This is a genomic window from Kocuria salina, from assembly GCF_013368965.1.
Classification (GTDB): Bacteria; Actinomycetota; Actinomycetes; order Actinomycetales; family Micrococcaceae; genus Kocuria; species Kocuria rosea.
In genome coordinates, this window is record NZ_SSSF01000002.1 from 384851 (window position 1) to 402320 (window position 17470).

The following is a 17470-nucleotide window of genomic DNA, read 5'->3' on the forward strand; positions in this document are numbered from 1 at the left end:
GGCGGTGACCTCGTGGCGCGGAGCCGGGTCAGTGGCCCCGGAAGGCCTCGGCCAGCCACCACGCCCCGCCGTCGGAGGCGATCTTGGCGTCGATCACCAGGGGCCGGTCCCGGGGCCCGTCGAGCCAGGTGCGCACGGCGGCCAGGTCCTCGGCGGAGCGCACGACCACGCCGTCGGCGCCGAAGCCCCGGCCGATCGCGGCGATGTCGGCGTCCGGGAAGACCACCGTGTCCAGGGGCGCGTCCCCGTCACCGGCGAAGTGGTGCACCTCCGCGCCGTACGCGGCGTCGTCGTAGACCACGCACACCAGCGGCAGGCCCAGCCGGACGGCGGTCTCGAGCTCGGCGATCCCCATGAGGAAACCGCCGTCCCCCGTGCCGAGCACCGGCAGCCGGTGCGGCTGCGCCAGCGCGGCGCCGATGGCCGTGGCCAGGCCCAGGCCCACGGACTGGAAGGCCTGGGTGAAGCAGAACCCGCGCTCGTCCGGCACGGAGAGGTACTGGCTGGGGTAGCCCATGAAGTTGCCGCTGTCGACGGCCACGACCCGCTCGGCCGGCAGCATCGCGTCCAGCTCGCGGGACAGCACCCGCGGGTCGATCCGCTCCGCCGTGGACAGGTCCTCGAACGCGACGTCCCGCCACCGGGCCTCCCGGGCGATCCGCGCGGCCAGCTCGGGCGTGCGCCAGGACGACGACGCCGGGGCGGCGGCTCCCGGCCCGGCCGCGCCCTCTCCTGCGGTGCCGCCCGTCCGCAGGACGTCGTGCTCCAGCGCGGCGAGGACGTCCCGGGCGGTGAGCGCGCAGTCGCCCACGACCCCGAGGTCCAGCGGCCGGTCCACCGGCCGGTGCGCGCCCAGGGCGGACTCCTCGAGGTCCACCTGCACCACCGCGGCCTCGGGGCCCAGGAGGCGCCCGTGCCGGGTGGTCCACATGGTCAGGGCGCAGCCCCACGCCACCACGAGGTCGGCCGCCCCGATCAGCTCCGCGGTCGCCGGGGAGGAGAAGCCCCCGGAGATGCCGAGGTCGAAGTCCTCGCCGGCGAACAGGCCCTTGGCCACCGCCGACGTCGCCAGCAGCGCCCCCGAGCGCTCGGCGAGGGCGGTCAGCTCGGCGCGGGCCCCCCGGGCGCCGCGTCCCGCCACGAACACCGGCCGGCGCGCGGCGGCCAGCATCCCCGCCAGGCGCTCGGCGGTGTCCTCGTCCGGGCGTACGCGCGGCGCGGGCGGGAGCGCGGGCACCACGGCGCCCTCGGGGGCGGGGGACGCCTGGACGTCGAGCGGGACGCTGAGCACCACGGTGCGGCGGTCGTTGCGGGCGCGCCGGACGGCCCGGGCGACGTCGGCCGCGGCGCTCGCGGGGGAGTGCACCCGCTCGGCCACCGCCCCCACCGCCCGGGCGAGGGCGTCCTGGTCGATCCGGAAGTTGGAGTGCACGGCCGCGGCCTGGGTGTCGGCGGTGAGCACGATCAGCGGGGTGCGGGACTTCGCGGCCTCGCCGATGCCGGTGGTCGCGTTGGTCAGCCCGCAGCCCTGGTGCGTGGTGACCACGGCGACGCGCCCGCTGGTGCGGGCCCAGGCGTCGGCCATGGTCGCGGCGCCGTTCTCGTGCCGGGCGGCCGTGAAGGGCACGCCCGCCGCGATGAGCGCGTTGGTGAGGTGGAAGTTCCCGCTGCCCACCACGCCGAAGGCGTGCCCGACCCCCAGCTCCGCGAGCGCACGGCCCACGAGCTGGGCGACCGTGCCGGTCACGCCCCGGCCCGCTCGACGAGGGCGAGCACCCGGGCGGGGCTGCCCGTGCCGCCCACGACCGGCAGGGGTGCGACCACGAGCTGCGCCCCGAGGACCGGCAGCCGGTCGAGGCGGCGCAGGGAGGTCAGCCCGTACTTGTCGTGGCCCAGCAGGTGGTGGTGGGCGGGGAAGGGCGGGTCGAAGCCGCCGGCGATGCCCGCGTCGATGCCGACGGTCTCCACGCCGAAACCGCTCACGTGCGGGTGGGCGGCGAGCCACTCGGCGGCGGCCACCGACGGCCCCGGCGCGTGCAGGCCGTGCGCGTCGGCGTTGAGGAAGCGCTCGGGGTCGTCCGCGCGGGCGGACCAGCCGGTGCGCAGGAGCACCCAGCAGTTCTCGGGGAAGCGCCCGTGCTCGGCCTCCCACCGCTCGAGGTGCTCGGGCTCCAGCAGGGCGTCGGCGTCCGCCTCCGCCTCGGCGGTGAGGTCCAGGACGGCGGCCGGCCCGACGAGCCGCGCCGGTTCGATCCGGTCCACCGACCTCCCGTCCCGGCCGGTGATCCAGTGCACGGGCGCGTCCAGGTGCGTGCCGGCGTGCTCGCCCAGGGTCAGGTCGTTCCACGCCCAGCCGGGCCCGGCCTCGTCGTAGGCGCTCACCGGGGTCATGGACAGGCCCACCGTGTTGGCGAACGGTTCCGGCAGCCGCAGGATCGGGGTGTCCCGGTCCAGCGGGGTGGTCAGGTCCACGACCTCCACGGTCCCGGCGGCCAGCGCCGCCCCCAGTTCGCCCAGCACGCTCATGACGTCACCCTCCGCAGTTCGTGGGCCCCGTCGGCGGGGCCGTGGCACTTGCCTCGCCGCCCATTGTGCCCCGGCGCGGGCCCGGCGCCCCCGCGGTGGGAATCACTTCCACACTGTGGCATCCGTGTTCACACAGTGAGTGCAGAGCGGGTCCTGCACGTCCTCCCGGTGTACTGTGATGGGCGTCCCAACGGCTCGCGATGCCCTCCGCGCCACCGGCACCGGTGCTGCGCCGAGAGCGGTCTGCGCGGCCGCGTCCTGACCGCACCCCGCAAGGAGCCCACCATGAGCACCACCTCCGAGTCCTACCTCGTGGGCCTGATCGGCGACGGGATCACCCGCAGCCTCACCCCGCCGATGCACGAGACCGAGGCGCGGAACCACGGGCTGCACTACCTGTACCGTCCGGTGGACCTCGAGGTGATCGGCCGCCCGGGCGAGGACGTGGGGGAGCTGCTGCGGGCCGGGCGGGACCTCGGGTTCAACGCCTTCAACATCACGCACCCGTGCAAGCAGCTGGTCCTGGACCACCTCGACGAGGTCGCCCCGGAGGCGGCCGCGCTGAGGGCCGTCAACACGGTGGTGATCCGCGACGGCCGGTTCGTCGGCCACAACACCGACGTGTCCGGCTTCGCCGCGGGGTTCCGGGCCGTGCTCCCCGGCGCGGCCAAGGACCGCGTGGTCCAGGTCGGCACCGGCGGCGCCGGCTCCGCCGTGGCCTCCGCGCTGCTGAGCGCCGGCGTGCAGACCCTGCACCTGTTCGACGTGGACCCCGCCCGGGCGGGCGAGCGGGCCGCCGCCATGGCCGAGCTCTTCCCCGGGCAGCAGGTCGCGGCCGCCACCGCCGAGACGCTGCCGGAGCTGGTGCGCGCGGCCGACGGGCTGGTCAACGCCACCCCGGTGGGCATGCACCACCACCCCGGCACCCCCGTGGACCCCGGCCTGCTGGAGGCCCGGCAGTGGGTGGCCGACGTGGTCTACCTGCCGGTGGAGACCGAGCTCGTCGCCGCGGCCCGGGCCCGGGGGTGCCAGGTGCTCGACGGCGGCCACATGGCGGTCGGCCAGGCGGTGGACGCGTTCCGGCTCATCACCGGCGTGGAGCCCGACCGGGCCCGGATGCGCGCCCACTTCCTCGATCTCATCGCGGCCCAGCGGGGCTGAGCCCGGGCTCCCGTCCCGGCCGCCGCGGGCCGGCGCCCCCGGGCTCCGGCCCGGGTGACGGGCTCACTGCTGCTCGTGCCGCGGGACGGCGGCGAGGTGCTCGGGCCGCACGGCCACGGCGTACTGCTGGTGGTCGGGGTGGCTGTGCAGCCACTTCTTGATGTAGGGGCACACCGGGACGACCGTCAGCCCGGCCCCGGCGGTGTCGTCCAGGGCTTCCCGGGCCAGTCTCGAGGCCAGGCCCTGCCCGCCGTAGGCGTCATCCACGGTGGTGTGGTAGAAGATCCGCTGCGGCCCGCCGGGGCCCTCGAAGGGCTCCCAGTGGGCCGAGCCGATGACGGTCTCCCCGTCGAGGAGCTCGTAGCGCTGCCGGCCGGGGTTGTTCCGCACCGTGACGGCGGAGGTGTCCATGGTGGTCTCCTGGGGGACGGGCTCAGCCGCGGGGCCGCAGCTGGACGGTGGGCAGCGGCGGCGCCGGCAGCGGGGCGGGCTGCTCCGCCGGGTAGGGGCCGAAGCGCGGGTACGGCGCCCCGTCCTCGTAGCTGCCGGAGGCCGGCGCGGGGGCCGGTTCGGCGTCGATCTCCGACTGCCAGGCGGCGCGGTGGGCGACGACCTCCTCGTGGCTGCGGCCGACGAAGTTCCACCACATCACGATCTGCTCGCCCAGCGGCTCGCCGCCGATGAGCAGCAGCCGGACCGGGCTCAGGCCGGCCTCCAGCACCACGGGACCCTGCCCGACCGGGAGGCAGGCGAGGTGGTCCACCGGCACGGGGGCGCCGTTGAGCGCCAGGTCGCCGGTGTCGAGCAGCACGCCGTGCTCGAGGGCCGGGTCCAGCTCCAGCTCCAGCCGGGCGCCGGGCCGCAGGGTGGCCTCGGCGGCCAGCAGCGGCGGGGTGAAGGTGTCCACCGGGGAGGTGCTGCCGGCCAGGGAGCCGAGGAAGACGCGCAGCTCCGTGCCCTCCCCGACCACCGGCTCGGGGGCGTGGTGCTCGAAGGTGGGTGCCATGTGGCGGGTCGCCTCCGGCAGGGCGTACCAGAGCTGGACCCCGTGCAGCAGCGTGGTGCCGGGGGTGGAGAACTCCTGGTGGGAGATCCCCCGTCCGGCGACCATCAGGTTGACCTCACCGGGCCGGACGATCGCGTCGTAGCCGGCCGAGTCCCGGTGGGCGATCCCGCCGGTGAACAGCAGGCTCACGGTGGCCAGGCCGGTGTGCGGGTGCCGTGCCACCCGCATGCCCCCGGACTCCGAGACCAGGTCGGGGCCGTAGTGGTCGACGAAGCACCACGCCCCGATGAGGCTGCGCTGCCGCTGGGGCAGGGTGCGGCGCACGGTCATCGCGCGGGGCCCGCCCAGGGGCACCTCGCGCGGGGCCAGCAGCTGCGCGCCGGCCCCGACGGCCTCGGAGCACAGCAGCTCCTGCGGGTCCACGTCCAGGTTGGTCACGCCGTGCCCCCCGCGACGGTCGACGGGGTGCGCGGGGCGTCCGGTGCCGGCTCGTCCGCGGCCCGTTCTCCCGGGGGATGTCCCTCCGGCGCGGCCGCACGGGGGCGGACCCGGTGGCGGGAGAGGACGGAGACCCGGTTGAAGGCGTTGATCGCCACCGCCGTCCACTGCAGCGCCGAGTACTGCTCGTCGGTCAGCTCCGCCCGGGCCACCGCCAGCTCCGCCAGCCGGGTCTCCTCGTCGGGCAGCAGGGCCACGGACTCCCCGATGGCCAGCGCGGCCCGCTCCAGGTCGTCGAAGAGCTCCGTCTCGCGCCAGGCGGGGAGCACCGCCAGCTTCTGCGCGCTCACCCCGGCCTCCACGGCGTAGCCGGTGTGCAGGTCGAGGCAGTAGGCACACCCGTTGAGCTGGGAGACCCTGATGTTGAGCAGCTCCACGAGCGCCCGGGACAGCCCGGCGTCCTCGGCCGCGGCGGCGACCTTGCGCGCCAGGCCGTTGAGCGCCCGCCAGCTGCCGGGATCCGCCTTGTCGAGGTAGAAGTGGTCGCCGGCGCTCATGGGGTCTCCTCGGGGTCGTCGCGGCGCCGCCGGGCGGCACCGCCGTGCGTCCAGCGAATACCCCCCGGCGGTGCCCCGTCAAGGGCGGCGCCGCGGGGCCCCGTCGGCCGCCCCGCGGACATTGGGGCACGAAAAAATGCGCTATCCATCGTCCCTCGTGAGGCGCATCCTGGAAGAGCTTGTTCAGGCCGGGGCAGCAGGCTCCGGCCCGGAGATCCTCCCGGAGGAGAAGTCATGGCCACCACCGAGTTCGTTCCCGTCTCCGACTGCACCGTGGGGCAGTGCTCGTTCAACCACGACCACGAGTGCACGGCCCACGCGATCACCGTGACCGGGTCCTCCGGCCACGCGCACTGCGGCACGTTCATCTCGCTGGGTCCCGACGGCGGCCTGCCCACCGTCCACGCCGAGGTCGGCGCCTGCCAGCGGTCCGAGTGCACGCACAACGCGCACCTGATGTGCACGGCCCACGACGTGAAGATCGGCGCCGGCGCCGACGAGGCCGACTGCCTGACCTACCAGGCCGCCTGAGGACCGTCGGCCGCCCCGTCCCCGGCCCCGGGCGCCTGACCGGGGCCGGGGTATCCGCCTGTCCCGGGGCGGACGTGCCGCGGCGCCCAGGGCGCGGGACAATGGAGGGGCCCGCGCAGCAGCACGGGGCGACGAGAGGACGGTGCGCCATGGACGAGGAGATCCGGCTCAGCGGGGCCGACCACCCGCACGTGCAGATCCCCCGGCTCGGGGAGCTCGACGCGGTCTGGGCCCGCCGGATCGTGCTGGCCGTCGTGGCGAGCCTGGTGGTCGGGCTGCTGGGCGGCATCGCGGCCGCGCTCCTCCTGGGCGAGAGGGGGCTGCTCAGCCCGGTGCAGTGGGGACTCGTGGTGGGCGGGGCGGCCCTGCTGGTCAGCGGCATCATCCTCTCGCTCACCCGGGCGGACGACGCGCCCCGCAACGACCTCATGGACGCCCGCGCCCGGGCGAGCAAGGGGCTGCGGACCTCGGTGCGCCGCGGCGCCGTCCCGCGGGACCCGGTCCTGCGGGAGATGCAGGACTACATGGCGGTGGAGATGGTGCAGTACGCCTGGCCGATCCTGCTGGCCGTCCCGGGCATGGCGCTGGTGGTGTGGGCGCTCTTCGTGCCCGTCCCGGCCGTGCTGGTGGCGCTGCTGCTCGTGCTGGTGTGGGCCGCCGTCCGGGTCAACGGGACCGTGGTGGGCCGGCGCTACTACCAGCTGCGGGGCCTGCTCTGAGCGCTCGGCCCGGCGGCGCCGGTGCCGCGGGGCGTCAGCGCGGCGGGAGGCGGACGAGCTCCACGTCGGTGAGCCGCCCGCCGTCGGCGACCGCCGTCAGATAGGTGCAGTGCGGCTGGCGCCGCCGGTCCGTGGGGGAGCCGGGGTTGAGCAGCCGCAGGCCCGCCGGGGTGGTGCTGTCCCACGGGATGTGGCTGTGGCCGAAGACCAGGACGTCGAGGCCGGGGAACGCCCGGTCCATCCGGGCCTCCCGCCCGGCGGCGGCACCGGTCTCGTGGACCATCCCGAAGCGCACGCCCCCGAGCGTCTCGCGGGCCACCTCGGGCAGCCGTTCGCGCAGCTCCGGGCCGTCGTTGTTCCCCCAGACCCCCACGAGGCGGGCGGCCCGCTCCTCGAGCCGGTCGAGGGTCGCGAGGTCGATCCAGTCGCCCGCGTGCAGCACCACCTCGGCGTCGTCGACGGCCCGCCACACCGCGGCGGGCAGGTCGCGGGCGCGCTTGGGGACGTGCGTGTCGGCGAGCAGGAGGAGTCGGACCATGACGATCAGCCTCGCACAGGGACCGGTCGTCCGTCGCGGCGGATCCGGTCCAGGCCCTTCGAGCCCAGCCAGACGACGCCGAAGAACACGATCACGGCCATGCCGAGGAAGTTGAGGTCGATCGCCGCGACGAGGGCGAGCGCGCCGCCGGTCGGCTGCAGGAGCTCGGCGAGCACGGACAGCAGACTCGTCCCGCCGATCACGAAGGCGATGACGACGGAGACGGTGGTCACCGTGACGTTGTAGTTCAGCCGGCGGCGGGCGTCCACCGAGGCCCAGCCGTAGACCCGGTTCATCAGGATGCCGTCGGCGCTGTCGAACATCGTCATGCCCGCGGTGAAGAGCACGGGCAGCACGAGCACCGCGTACCAGGGCAGCTCGGGGGCTAGCCCGCCGGCCATGACGAACAGCCCGATGGAGGCCGCCGTGTCGAGGCCGAGGCCGAAGAGGAAGCCGACGGGGTACATCCTGGCCGGGCGGTCCACCATGCGGGTCACGGGGTGCAGCACGCGGTGCAGCACGCCCCGGTCGGCGAGGTGGGCGTCCAGCTCGGCGGCGTCCAGGGCGCCGGTGCGCGCCGTGCGGCGGGCCCGGCGAAGCCGGAGCAGCACGGCGAGGTTGAGCACCCCGGCGGTGACGAGGAACAGCCCGGAGACGGTGCCGCCCCAGATCCCCGCGGCCTGCCGCAGCCCGGAGCCCTCGTCCGCGAGGCCGCCGGCGAAGGCCTCCAGGCCGAGGGCCAGCAGCAGCACGGAGACGAGGACCACCGAGGAGTGGCCCAGGGCGAACCAGAAGCCGGTGGCCGCGGACGCCCGGCCCCGCGCCATCAGCGAGCGCGTCGCGTTGTCGATCGCGGCGATGTGGTCGGCGTCGAAGGCGTGCCGGACGCCCAGGGCGTAGGCGCTGAGGGCGAGTCCCACGAACAGTCCCGTTCCCCCCTGGGGGGTGTCGGTGCCCAGGGCGAGGGCGAGCAGCGCGCCCCAGCCCGCGACGTGCAGGAGGACGACCGCGGCGCCGATGACGGTGACGCTGCGCCGTCCGGCGACGGACGGGGGGACGGTGCGGGAGGTGCTCACGGCGGGCCTTTCGCTGGGCTGGGGCGGGCTTCGGGGAGGGGCCGCGGGGGCCGGGGGCGCGCACCGGCCCCCGCGGCGGCGTCAGTTCTCGAGCGGCACGCCGGCCTCCTCGGCCTCGGCGAACAGGGCGTCGATGTGCACCGGGTACTTGCCCGCGCGCTCGAGCAGTGACGCAGCCACGCCCGAGCGGTAGCCGGAGCCGCAGTGCACCCACAGCCGGCCCGCGGGCACCTCGTCCATTTGGGGCAGCAGCTCGTGCAGCGGGATGTTGACCGCGCCCGGGAGGTGCGACTGCTCGTACTCGTCCACCCGGCGGACGTCCAGGACGGTCTCGTCCTCGGGTCGCCCCTCGAGCATGCCCTTCCAGTCGACGCGCGGGTAGGAGGAGCGGGCCGCCCCGGGGGCGAGCTTCTCCGGGTCCTCGCCCAGCGCCGCGTCGGGGGAGTCGATGCCGATCCGCGACAGGTCCCGGATCGCGTTCTCGACGTCCGCACGCGACCCCACGAGGGTCAGCTGCCGGTCGTAGGGGAAGATCCAGCCCAGGAACGCGGTGAAGCTGGAGCCGTCGCCGTACTCGAAGCTGATCGTGCCCTTCAGGTGCTCGGCGGAGTAGGCCACCCGGTGGCGCAGGTCCACCACCCACTCCCCGGCCTCCAGGCGGGACCGCAGCTCCTCGGGGTCCAGGGAGTCGGGCACGGACAGGTCCGGCTCGGTGGGGCCGGCGGCGTTGGCCGGGCCCATGTGCACGTAGTAGTTCGGGTACGCCGTGAGGTTGCTGATGAGCTCGGCGACGAAGTGCTCCTCGTCCGGATCGGTGTAGACGTGGTTCGTCCTGATCTGCTCGCCGAGAGTGGACTCGTCCGCGCCGGTGGCGGGGCCGGAGGAGCAGAAGGAGCCGAACCCGTGGGTCGGGTACAGGGCGGCCTTCTCCTGCGCCTCGGCCGCGAGGCGGCGGGCGGAGGCGTACTGGTCGTGGGTCAGGCCCACCATGTGCTCGCGGCCCAGCAGGTCGGTGCGGCCCACGGAGCCGTAGAGGACGCTGCCGCCGGAGAACACGGCCTGCTCCTCGCCGTGCTCCACCACGAAGGACAGGTGGTGGTGGGTGTGGCCGGGGGTGGCCACGGCCTTGACGGTGAGCTCGCCGACCCGGACGGTCTCCCCGTCGGCGATCGGGGTGCGCTCGAAGGAGACGTCGTCGGCGGCGTTGACGAGGTAGGCCGCGCCGTGCTTCCGGGCGTAGAGGCAGCCGCCGGTCAGGTAGTCGTTGTGGATGTGCGTCTCGGCCACGTGGGTGACCTTCACCCCGGCCTGCTCCACGGCGGCCTCGAGGCGGTCGATGTCGCGCTGGGCGTCGATGACCAGCGCCACCTGCCCGTCGTGCACGAGGTAGCTGCGGTCCCCGAGCTGGGAGGTGTCGATGACGGTGACGTCCATGGTGCGTTCCTCCTTGGTGGTGCCCCGCGGCGCGCCGTGGGGCGTGGTGACGGTATCGGCGGGTTGTTACGGGAGTGTTCCAGGGGCGGGGCCACGGCGGAAGCGACGTGCCGGGGACCCGCGCCGCGGCTCAGGCCTGCTGCCCGGCCTCCTGCCCGGCCCGCTGCCGGGCGAGCTCGGCGTGGACCTCGGCCATGTCGAGGCCCTTGACCGCGGTGATGACCTGCTCGAGCCCGGTCGCCGGCAGGGCGCCCGGCTGGGAGAACACGAGCACGCCCTCGCGGAAGGCCATCAGGGTGGGGATGGAGCTGATGCCGGCGGCGGCGGAGAGCCGCTGCTCGGCCTCGGTGTCCACCTTGGCGAAGACGACGTCCGGGTGCTTCTCGGAGGCGGCCTCGTAGGTGGGGGCGAACATGCGGCAGGGGCCGCACCAGCCCGCCCAGAAGTCCACGAGGACGATGTCGTTGGACTCGATGGTGGGGGCGAAGTCGGCTTCGGTGATGTCGATGGTGGCCATGGGGACCTCCTTGGTCGAGGTTCTCGGTCGGTGATCTCGGAATCGGTCGTAGCGGACGGTGTGCGGAAACGGCAGGAAGAAGAGGGCGAGGGTCAGGCCGTGAGGGGCGTGCGCAGCGGGCACCTCGGGACCGCGAACCAGCAGACGGCGGCGGCCGCGCCCGCGGCCGCGGCGGTGATCCCGACGGCGAGGCCGGCCGCGCCGGGCAGCTCCTGGACCAGGACGAAGACGCCCATGACCAGGACGAAGAGGCCGAAGCCCTTGCGCAGGGCGGCCTCGGGGATGCGACCGGCCAGCCGCGCCCCGGCGAACGAGCCGGCGACCGCGGCGACGGTCACCGCGCCCACCAGGGCCCAGTCCAGGGAGACCGTGGTGAGGTAGCCGGCGAGGCCGGCGAAGGACTTCATGGCGATGACCACCAGGGAGGTGCCCACGGCCACGGGCATGGACAGCCCGCCCAGCAGGGCCAGGGCCGGGACGACGAGGAACCCGCCGCCGGCCCCCACCAGGCCGGTGACGAGACCCACGACCAGGCCCTCGGCGACGACCTTCAGGACCGGCAGCTCGCCGTCGTGGGTTGTCGCGGTGCTGTTCCTGCGGCCGCGGATCATGGCCAGGGAGGTCGCGACCATCATCAGGGCGAAGGCGACCATCAGCACGGTGCCCGGGATGTATCCGCCGGCCAGGCCGCCCAGGAAGGCCCCGGCCATGCCGGCGGCGCCGAAGACCAGACCGGTGCGCCACTTCACGCGCCGGTTGCGGGCGTGGTTGACGGCGCTCACGGCGGAAGTCACCCCGACGACGAACAGGGAGGCCGCGATGGCCTCCTTGGGGTCCAGCCCGGCGACGTAGGTGAGGATCGGGACGGTGAGGATGGATCCGCCGCCGCCGAGCAGACCGAGCGAGAGCCCGATCAGCACCGACAGCAGGAGGGTCAGTACGAGGGTGACGGTCATGGTGCGTGTCCTTTGCTTCCCGCCGGCCGGGGCGGGTGGTCAGGCCGTGGAGGGGTGCCGGGCGCTCCGCCCGGCGTTCGTTCCGAGTATGTCAGATACCCCAGGGGGTATTTAACTACCCCCGGGGGTATCAAGGTCGGGCGCCGGTATCGCCCAGCGAGAACCCGGCCGTCCCGCACTTCCCTTTCCGGGCCCCGCGTGCCAACAGTGGAGTCCTGACCGCCAGATCCCCCGACCGAGGAGACACGTCATGACCACCGACATCACCGGCAAGAAGATCGCGTTCATCGCCACGAACGGCGTCGAGGAGCCCGAGCTCACCGAGCCGTGGAAGGCCGTCCAGGAGGCCGGCGGCACCCCCGTGCTCCTGTCCCCGGAGCAGGGCACCATCACGGCGATGCAGGGGGACTGGGACCGCGCCGGCAGCTACGACGTCGACGGCACCCTCGCCGCGGCGAAGGCCGATGACTTCGACGCGCTGGTCCTGCCCGGGGGCACCCTCAACGCGGACACCGTGCGCACGGACCAGGACGCCCTGCGCCTGGTCAAGGAGTTCGACGCCGCGGGCAAGCCGATCGCGGCCATCTGCCACGCCCCGTGGATCCTCATCGAGGCCGGGCTCGCGCAGGGCAAGCGGCTCACGTCCTACACCTCCCTGGCCACGGACCTGAAGAACGCCGGGGCGGACTGGGTGGACGAGGAGGTCGTCGTCGACGGACGCCTCGTCACCTCCCGCAACCCCGGTGACCTCGAGGCCTTCAACCGGGAGGCTCTCACGCTCTTCGCCGGTTGATCAGCGCCGCCGCGGAACCGCCCGGTTCCGCGGGTACCGCGGGGGCGCTCCCGGACGACCGTCGGAAGCGACGGCCGTCCGGGAGCGCCCCTGCGTCGGTGCCGGCCCCGCGGCTCAGGCCACGAGGTCCCGGCGGCGGAACCCGGCGGCGGCCGCGGCCAGGAGGGCGAGCGCCAGCGCGGCGAGACCCAGCAGCGGAGCGGCCTCCCAGTCCTCGGAGGGCACGAGCGGCGTCAGCTGCACGGGGGAGAGGTTCATCGCCGCCTCCGGCAGGTCGAGCAGCAGGCCGAACCACGAGACGAAGACCACGTACGCGACCACGGCCCAGCTCAGCGCGGCGAACCGCGGGACGAGTCCCACCAGGGCGGCGGCGACCCCCGCCACCACGAGCACGGCCGGGGCGTAGGCCAGGGCCGCCAGGGCGAGCTCGCCGGTCCAGCGCAGGTCCCCGGTGGTGGCGGTGACCCCGGCGCCCAGCGCGGCCCCGGCCAGCAGCAGGGCCAGGAGGGCCTCCACCACGACCACGGCGAGCCAGCCGAGCACCCAGCGCACCCGGTCGAGGCCCGTCGAGAGGAGCAGGGCCGTGCGGCCGGACTCCTCCTCGGAGCGCAGGCGCAGCACGCCCGAGACGGCGAACGCGACCACCCCGAGCGCGAGGTAGGACAGCGTCGCGGCGGCGAAGGACTCGGTGAGTGCGTCGAGGTCCATCACGAGCCAGTCGGTGATCGACGGGATGTCCGCGATGCTGTCCTCCAGCGAGTCGGCCAGCGAGCCGAAGGCCAGGCCGAAGAGGACGAGCCCGGCGGTCCACCCCAGGAACGTGCCGCGCAGCAGCCGCCGCGCCAGCCCGGTCGCGGAGAGCAGGCCCGCCCCGGCCGCCGCGGGCCCGGGGCGTGCCGGCCGCAGCCCGGCGCCCAGGTCCCGCCGCTGGTCCAGCAGCACGGCCGCCACCAGCAGCGCCGCCGTGAGTGCCGCCGAGAGCGCCAGCGGCCACCAGCGCAGGTCCACGTAGAGCCGGGTCTGCTGGGCCCAGGCGATCGGCGAGAACCAGGACAGCCACGAGCCGGTGGGCTCGACGACGTCCCCGATCCCGCGCACCAGGAAGGCCGCGCCGAGCACGGCCATCGCCGTGCCGGAGGCGGCCCGTGCGTGCTCGGTGAGCTGGGCGGTCAGGGCCGCCACGGCTCCGAAGACCAGGCCGGTGAGCGCCGTGGCCACGCCCCACGCCACGGCGTCGACCCCGCCCAGGCCCGCCGCGAAGAGCCCGGCGGTGATCCCGGCGCCGACCGCCGCGTCCGCCACGGCGACCGCACCCAGGGCGGCCGCCGCCGGGGCGAAGCGGCCCACCGGCAGCGCGCGGACGACCTCGAGCCGCCCGGACTCCTCCTCGGCGCGCACGTGCCGGCTCGCGAGCAGGATGCTCATGATCGCCGTCGCCACGAGCACCGACAGGCTCAGCTCGTTGACCGTCATGGCGCCCAGCGTGTAGTCGTCCGCGCCGAAGGCCGGGCCGGTCATCATCACGGCGGACGGGTTGTCCAGCAGGGCCGCCCGGGCCCGGCGGGCCTCGCCGTCCGGGAACGTCTCCTCGAGGGCGAGCACCGTCGCGGACACGGTGCCGGTGAGCGCGAGCACCCACACGAGGATCCGGACCCGGTCCAGGCGCAGGTTGAGCCGGAACAGCCGGCCGGTCGCGGCCCACGGCTCGGCGGTCCTCATCGGGGCGCCCGCACGTCCCGGCCGGCGCCGCGCCCGGTCCCGTCCGGGGCGGCGGGCTCGGCCGGGCGGTCGCCGTAGTGGCGCAGGAAGAGCTCCTCGAGCGAGGGCGGGGTGACGGTCAGGTTCTGCACGCCCAGGTCCGCGAGCGCCCGGAGCACCTCGGGGACCCGGGCGTCGTCGACGTCGAAGCCCAGCCTCCCGTCCTCGTGCACGAGGTGGTGCACGCCCGGCAGCCCGCCGAGGCGGCCGGGGCCGGCGGAGGTCGTGGCCGTGACGGCGGAGCGGGTCAGGTGGCGCAGCTGGGCGAGGGTGCCGCTCTCCACGTCCCGTCCGGCGCGGATGATGGTCACGGTGTCGCACAGCTTCTCGACCTCCGCCAGGATGTGGCTCGAGAGCAGGACCGTGCTGCCCTGCCCGCTCAGCCGGCGCACCTCGTCCGTGAACACGGCCTCCATGAGGGGGTCCAGCCCGGAGGTCGGCTCGTCCAGGACGTACAGCTCCGCCTCGGCGCTCAGGGCGGCGACCAGGGCCACTTTCTGCCGGTTGCCCTTGGAGTAGCTGCGGGCCTTCTTCGTGGGGTCGAGCTCGAAGCGCTCGACGAGCTCGTCGCGGCGGCGGCGCCGCCGCCGTCCGCCGCGGATGCCGGTGAGCAGGTCCACGATCTCGCCCCCGGTCAGGTTGGGCCACAGGTTCGTGTCCCCGGGGACGTAGGCGGTGCGGCGGTGGATCTGCACGGCGTCCCGCCAGGCGTCCAGGCCGAGGACGGTGGCCGTCCCCGCGTCCGCCCGGAGCAGGCCCAGCAGCACCCGGATCGCCGTGGACTTCCCCGAGCCGTTGGGGCCGAGGAAGCCCGCGACCTGCCCCGGCGCCACGGTGAGGTCGAAGCCGTCCAGGGCCGCGGTGGGGCCGAAGGTCTTGACGAGCCCGCGGGCCTCGATCACCGGGGTGTCCATGGGTGCTCCTGACGGGTCGGGGCCGGCGGCGTCGCGCCCGCCTGCTCCTCACGGTAGGCACCGCCCCGGTGCCGGACAAGGAGGCCCGGGGGTCCCGGGCGCGCCGGCCGGGCGGCGGGGGCGGGAGCCGGCGCGGTCACTCCGGACGGCGTCCCTCCACGGCCGCGGGCGAGGGGTTCTGCGCGCCGGCGGAGGGGACCCGCCGGTCGGGCCGGTCGCGGGGGTCGAGCCACGCCTTGGCCCGCAGGGCGGGCTTCTCGACGAGCGTCCACGACAGCAGCGCCAGGGGCAGCGTCAGCAGGACGACGAGCAGGGAGTTGACGGCGACGCCCCACGACGCCGTGCCGAGCAGCACGAGGAGCTGCTGCACCGGGTACGCGTAGATGTAGACGCCGTAGGAGAGGTCGGTGCGGGTGGTCCAGTTCCGGGACGGGGCGGCGCCGAGGCCGAGGAGCAGCACGGCGAGCGGCAGCTGCCCGTACAGGTCCGCCCAGCCCTGGTCCGTGAGCACGGCGTAGACGACGCCCGCCCCCGCGACGTGCACCCAGGTGGGCCGCCACGTCCCCGCCCAGGCCCAGACCGCCGCGCCCGCCAGGAAGTAGCCCACCAGCCGGGCGCCGTTGAGCCAGAGGTGGCTCGTGACCTCCAGCGGGCCCTCGACCAGGGGGCGCAGGACGAGCACGACGAGGAACAGCCCCGGCAGCACCCACCGGGCGTGCCGCGCCGCGACGGCGAGGCTGAGGACGAGCCCGATCAGCAGGTAGGCGAGGGCCTCGTGGAACAGCGTCCAGAGCGAGCCGTTCCAGGAGTCCGGGGCCGGGACCCGGACCAGGGTCCCGTCGATGCCCCACTGCGAGATCCTCAGGTCGGCGTTGTTCAGCACGAAGCCGGCGGCGGAGGCCACGTCGAGCGACGTGCCCTCGAGCGCGGCCGCGAGCGGCGCGAAGACGGCGGCCACCACGAGCAGGCTCACCAGGAAGGCCGGGTAGATGCGCAGGAACCGCCGCCAGAGGTAGGGCACCAGCGTGGTCCGCACCCTGCTCTCCGCGATGAGGTAGCCGCTGAGCACGAAGAAGCCGTTGACGGCCACGTCGGACAGGACCTCGAGGCTCGGGCCGTCCGCGCCGGTCAGCGGCCAGGTGTGCCCGACGATCACCAGGGACGCCAGACCCAGGCGGAGGGCGTTGAGGCGGTTGTGACGGTCGCCGAGGCGGTCCCGGAGTGTCGTGGCCAAGAGAGGTGCCTTCCGCAGGAGGGGGCAGCGCGGCCGGTGCGGTCAGCTGCTGGGCGTGGGGGCGGTCCCCGGGGCGGGGAAGCGGTCGTGACGCCGTGCCCCCACCCGCCCGACTCCGAGTTTAGGTATGCAAACGCATGGTGGGGTGCGGTGCCGCAGAAGTGGGGACGGAGCGTCGGACGGGCGCGGCGCACCGGCTGTCACAAAAAGCCCCGGTGCCCGGGGTGCTAACGCCCAGGTCAGGAGCCGTGCCAGGGTGGGAGCAGAGCCGCTCGAGGAGGGGGAGTCCCGTGCTGGAGATCCGCAGTGCCACCCAGGACCGGGCCGGGGGCGACGGGTGGCGCGCCGCCGCGCGCTCCGTGCCGGAGCGGCGCCCGGTCACGGCGCCGGTCGTGCTGGCCGGCCTCGGCGCGGCGCTCGTCGTCGTCGCCCTGGTGGCCGGGCGGGCGTGGTCGGAGGTGCTCCTCGACGCCGGGGCCGTCCTGCTCACCGTGGGCGGTGTGGGGCTGCTCCTGGACGCCGGGCTGGCGCACTGGCACGGCTCGGGGCCCGTCGAGGCGCAGCGTCCCCCGGTCCCCGCGCCGACGGCGGCCCGCGACGACCGGCTCGGCCTCGTGGGGGTCTGCGAGGAGCTCGACGCGGTCGACGTGCTCCGGGGCGTGCGCCCCGGCCAGGAGCTGTGGTGGATGGACACCTTCCCGCTGACCCTGGCCGGCGACCTGGACGCGATCCACAAGGCGCTCGACGCCGGGGTCCGCGTCCGGCTGCTGGTCCTCGACCCGAAGTCGCCCGCGCTCGCGTCCCGGCTCCGCGAGATCCGCCACCACTATGGTCTCTCGCCCATGGACCTGCGGCGCAGCTTCGACACGCTGGTCCACCAGCTCCGGGCCCTCGGCGAGCTCGACCCCGTGGTGGCCGAACGCCTGGAGGTGCGGGTCTGCGACGGCCTGCCCGGAGCCCCGATCTTCCTGGTGCTCGGGGATCCTGCCGCGGCGGAGGAGCCGGCGGCGGGCCCGGGCGCGCCGCAGGTGCTCCGGGCGTTCAGCAGCTACTTCCTGCTCGACGCGAGCCAGGACATGCCCTACCTGGAGTGGCGGGACGGGCCGTTCGCGGACCGGCTGCACTCCTACGCGCGGCACAAGTGGGCGGAGGGGCACACGGTGTTCCCGACCGAGCCCGCCGACCGCTCCGCCTCGGCGTTCAACGTCCGGCCCGAGGCGGCGGCGCGCCCGGCCCGGGGGAGCTCCGAGGGCTCCTGAGCGTCCGGCCCGGCGTCACTGTGGCGGTGAGCGCACAAGTCTGCTGAGATGAC

Annotated in this window: 18 protein-coding genes; 5 read left to right on the top strand and 13 right to left on the bottom strand. The window is 75.1% G+C overall.

Going from position 1 to position 17470, the window contains the following annotated elements:
- Positions 1 to 28 precede the first annotated feature (28 nt).
- Both E7Z53_RS05900 and E7Z53_RS05905 read right to left on the bottom strand, forming a co-directional pair.
- Positions 29 to 1747, bottom strand: coding sequence for a thiamine pyrophosphate-binding protein (locus tag E7Z53_RS05900; protein WP_095651256.1), 1719 nt, complete (start codon positions 1745 to 1747; stop codon positions 29 to 31).
- Positions 1744 to 2526 (bottom strand): cyclase family protein, encoded by a 783-nt coding sequence (locus E7Z53_RS05905; protein ID WP_176337375.1) that lies wholly within the window; start codon positions 2524 to 2526, stop codon positions 1744 to 1746. Before E7Z53_RS05905 ends, E7Z53_RS05900 begins: the two co-directional genes overlap by 4 nt.
- Before the next feature lie 285 nt (positions 2527 to 2811).
- Between E7Z53_RS05905 and E7Z53_RS05910 the strand changes: the two genes are divergently transcribed.
- The gene (locus E7Z53_RS05910) at positions 2812 to 3687 is read left to right on the top strand and encodes a shikimate dehydrogenase (protein WP_017833453.1); all 876 of its coding nucleotides are present in this window, start codon (positions 2812 to 2814) and stop codon (positions 3685 to 3687) included.
- A gap of 63 nt (positions 3688 to 3750) precedes the next feature.
- On the opposite strand, the gene E7Z53_RS05915 is transcribed toward E7Z53_RS05910, so the two are convergent.
- From E7Z53_RS05915 to E7Z53_RS05925, 3 genes are read right to left on the bottom strand one after another with little or no spacing between them, the layout of a single operon-like run.
- Positions 3751 to 4098, bottom strand: coding sequence for a GNAT family N-acetyltransferase (locus tag E7Z53_RS05915; protein ID WP_176337376.1), 348 nt, complete (start codon positions 4096 to 4098; stop codon positions 3751 to 3753).
- A 22-nt stretch (positions 4099 to 4120) separates the two neighbouring features.
- Complete coding sequence (locus tag E7Z53_RS05920) at positions 4121 to 5131, bottom strand: pirin family protein (protein ID WP_176337377.1); 1011 nt, start codon at positions 5129 to 5131, stop codon at positions 4121 to 4123.
- On the bottom strand, positions 5128 to 5688 hold the full coding sequence (locus E7Z53_RS05925) for a carboxymuconolactone decarboxylase family protein (RefSeq protein WP_017833456.1): 561 nt from the start codon (positions 5686 to 5688) through the stop codon (positions 5128 to 5130). Before E7Z53_RS05925 ends, E7Z53_RS05920 begins: the two co-directional genes overlap by 4 nt.
- 234 nt (positions 5689 to 5922) lie before the next feature.
- Between E7Z53_RS05925 and E7Z53_RS05930 the strand changes: the two genes are divergently transcribed.
- Both E7Z53_RS05930 and E7Z53_RS05935 read left to right on the top strand, forming a co-directional pair.
- Complete coding sequence (locus E7Z53_RS05930; RefSeq protein WP_109242937.1) at positions 5923 to 6219, top strand: DUF1540 domain-containing protein; 297 nt, start codon at positions 5923 to 5925, stop codon at positions 6217 to 6219.
- Between the two features lie 149 nt (positions 6220 to 6368).
- Positions 6369 to 6938, top strand: a complete 570-nt coding sequence (locus tag E7Z53_RS05935; RefSeq protein WP_144835868.1) for a hypothetical protein — start codon at positions 6369 to 6371, stop codon at positions 6936 to 6938.
- Between the two features lie 34 nt (positions 6939 to 6972).
- Here E7Z53_RS05935 and E7Z53_RS05940 read toward each other — a convergent pair whose 3' ends face one another.
- From E7Z53_RS05940 to E7Z53_RS05960, 5 genes are all read right to left on the bottom strand, one after another.
- Positions 6973 to 7476 carry a metallophosphoesterase family protein gene (locus tag E7Z53_RS05940; RefSeq protein WP_017833459.1) on the bottom strand — a complete coding sequence of 168 codons (504 nt, stop codon included), beginning with the start codon at positions 7474 to 7476 and terminating at the stop codon, positions 6973 to 6975.
- 5 nt (positions 7477 to 7481) lie between these two features.
- Positions 7482 to 8552, bottom strand: a complete 1071-nt coding sequence (locus E7Z53_RS05945) for a HoxN/HupN/NixA family nickel/cobalt transporter (protein WP_095651252.1) — start codon at positions 8550 to 8552, stop codon at positions 7482 to 7484.
- A gap of 81 nt (positions 8553 to 8633) precedes the next feature.
- Entirely contained in the window at positions 8634 to 9986 is a 1353-nt protein-coding gene (locus E7Z53_RS05950; RefSeq protein ID WP_176337378.1) for an MBL fold metallo-hydrolase, read from the bottom strand.
- 130 nt (positions 9987 to 10116) lie between these two features.
- A complete protein-coding gene (gene trxA, locus E7Z53_RS05955; RefSeq protein ID WP_176337379.1) occupies positions 10117 to 10503 on the bottom strand; it encodes a thioredoxin in 387 nt (128 codons plus the stop codon).
- 92 nt (positions 10504 to 10595) lie between these two features.
- Positions 10596 to 11459: a sulfite exporter TauE/SafE family protein gene (locus E7Z53_RS05960; RefSeq protein ID WP_176337380.1), complete on the bottom strand. Its 864-nt coding sequence runs from the start codon at positions 11457 to 11459 to the stop codon at positions 10596 to 10598.
- A gap of 250 nt (positions 11460 to 11709) precedes the next feature.
- On the opposite strand from E7Z53_RS05960, the gene E7Z53_RS05965 reads away from it, so the two are divergent.
- Positions 11710 to 12252, top strand: coding sequence for a type 1 glutamine amidotransferase domain-containing protein (locus E7Z53_RS05965; protein ID WP_035930518.1), 543 nt, complete (start codon positions 11710 to 11712; stop codon positions 12250 to 12252).
- Positions 12253 to 12366: 114 nt separating this feature from the next.
- Here E7Z53_RS05965 and E7Z53_RS05970 read toward each other — a convergent pair whose 3' ends face one another.
- The 3 genes from E7Z53_RS05970 to E7Z53_RS05980 form a co-directional block, all read right to left on the bottom strand.
- A complete protein-coding gene (locus tag E7Z53_RS05970; RefSeq protein WP_176337381.1) occupies positions 12367 to 13971 on the bottom strand; it encodes an ABC transporter permease in 1605 nt (534 codons plus the stop codon).
- On the bottom strand, positions 13968 to 14924 hold the full coding sequence (locus E7Z53_RS05975) for an ABC transporter ATP-binding protein (RefSeq protein ID WP_095650334.1): 957 nt from the start codon (positions 14922 to 14924) through the stop codon (positions 13968 to 13970). The genes E7Z53_RS05970 and E7Z53_RS05975 overlap by 4 nt, the downstream gene beginning before the upstream one ends.
- Before the next feature lie 136 nt (positions 14925 to 15060).
- Positions 15061 to 16158, bottom strand: coding sequence for an acyltransferase family protein (locus E7Z53_RS05980; RefSeq protein WP_017833467.1), 1098 nt, complete (start codon positions 16156 to 16158; stop codon positions 15061 to 15063).
- 290 nt (positions 16159 to 16448) lie between these two features.
- Between E7Z53_RS05980 and E7Z53_RS05985 the strand changes: the two genes are divergently transcribed.
- Complete coding sequence (locus E7Z53_RS05985) at positions 16449 to 17417, top strand: hypothetical protein (RefSeq protein ID WP_176337382.1); 969 nt, start codon at positions 16449 to 16451, stop codon at positions 17415 to 17417.
- Positions 17418 to 17470: the final 53 nt, after the last annotated feature.

Coding starts and splice junctions, on each gene's coding strand:
- E7Z53_RS05905 (WP_176337375.1), bottom strand. CDS start 2,526: ATGAGCGTGCTGGGCGAACTGGGGGCGGCGCTGGCCGCCGGGACCGTG.
- E7Z53_RS05910 (WP_017833453.1), top strand. CDS start 2,812: ATGAGCACCACCTCCGAGTCCTACCTCGTGGGCCTGATCGGCGACGGG.
- E7Z53_RS05915 (WP_176337376.1), bottom strand. CDS start 4,098: ATGGACACCTCCGCCGTCACGGTGCGGAACAACCCCGGCCGGCAGCGC.
- E7Z53_RS05925 (WP_017833456.1), bottom strand. CDS start 5,688: ATGAGCGCCGGCGACCACTTCTACCTCGACAAGGCGGATCCCGGCAGC.
- E7Z53_RS05930 (WP_109242937.1), top strand. CDS start 5,923: ATGGCCACCACCGAGTTCGTTCCCGTCTCCGACTGCACCGTGGGGCAG.
- E7Z53_RS05935 (WP_144835868.1), top strand. CDS start 6,369: ATGGACGAGGAGATCCGGCTCAGCGGGGCCGACCACCCGCACGTGCAG.
- E7Z53_RS05940 (WP_017833459.1), bottom strand. CDS start 7,476: ATGGTCCGACTCCTCCTGCTCGCCGACACGCACGTCCCCAAGCGCGCC.
- E7Z53_RS05950 (WP_176337378.1), bottom strand. CDS start 9,986: ATGGACGTCACCGTCATCGACACCTCCCAGCTCGGGGACCGCAGCTAC.
- trxA (WP_176337379.1), bottom strand. CDS start 10,503: ATGGCCACCATCGACATCACCGAAGCCGACTTCGCCCCCACCATCGAG.
- E7Z53_RS05960 (WP_176337380.1), bottom strand. CDS start 11,459: ATGACCGTCACCCTCGTACTGACCCTCCTGCTGTCGGTGCTGATCGGG.
- E7Z53_RS05965 (WP_035930518.1), top strand. CDS start 11,710: ATGACCACCGACATCACCGGCAAGAAGATCGCGTTCATCGCCACGAAC.
- E7Z53_RS05970 (WP_176337381.1), bottom strand. CDS start 13,971: ATGAGGACCGCCGAGCCGTGGGCCGCGACCGGCCGGCTGTTCCGGCTC.
- E7Z53_RS05975 (WP_095650334.1), bottom strand. CDS start 14,924: ATGGACACCCCGGTGATCGAGGCCCGCGGGCTCGTCAAGACCTTCGGC.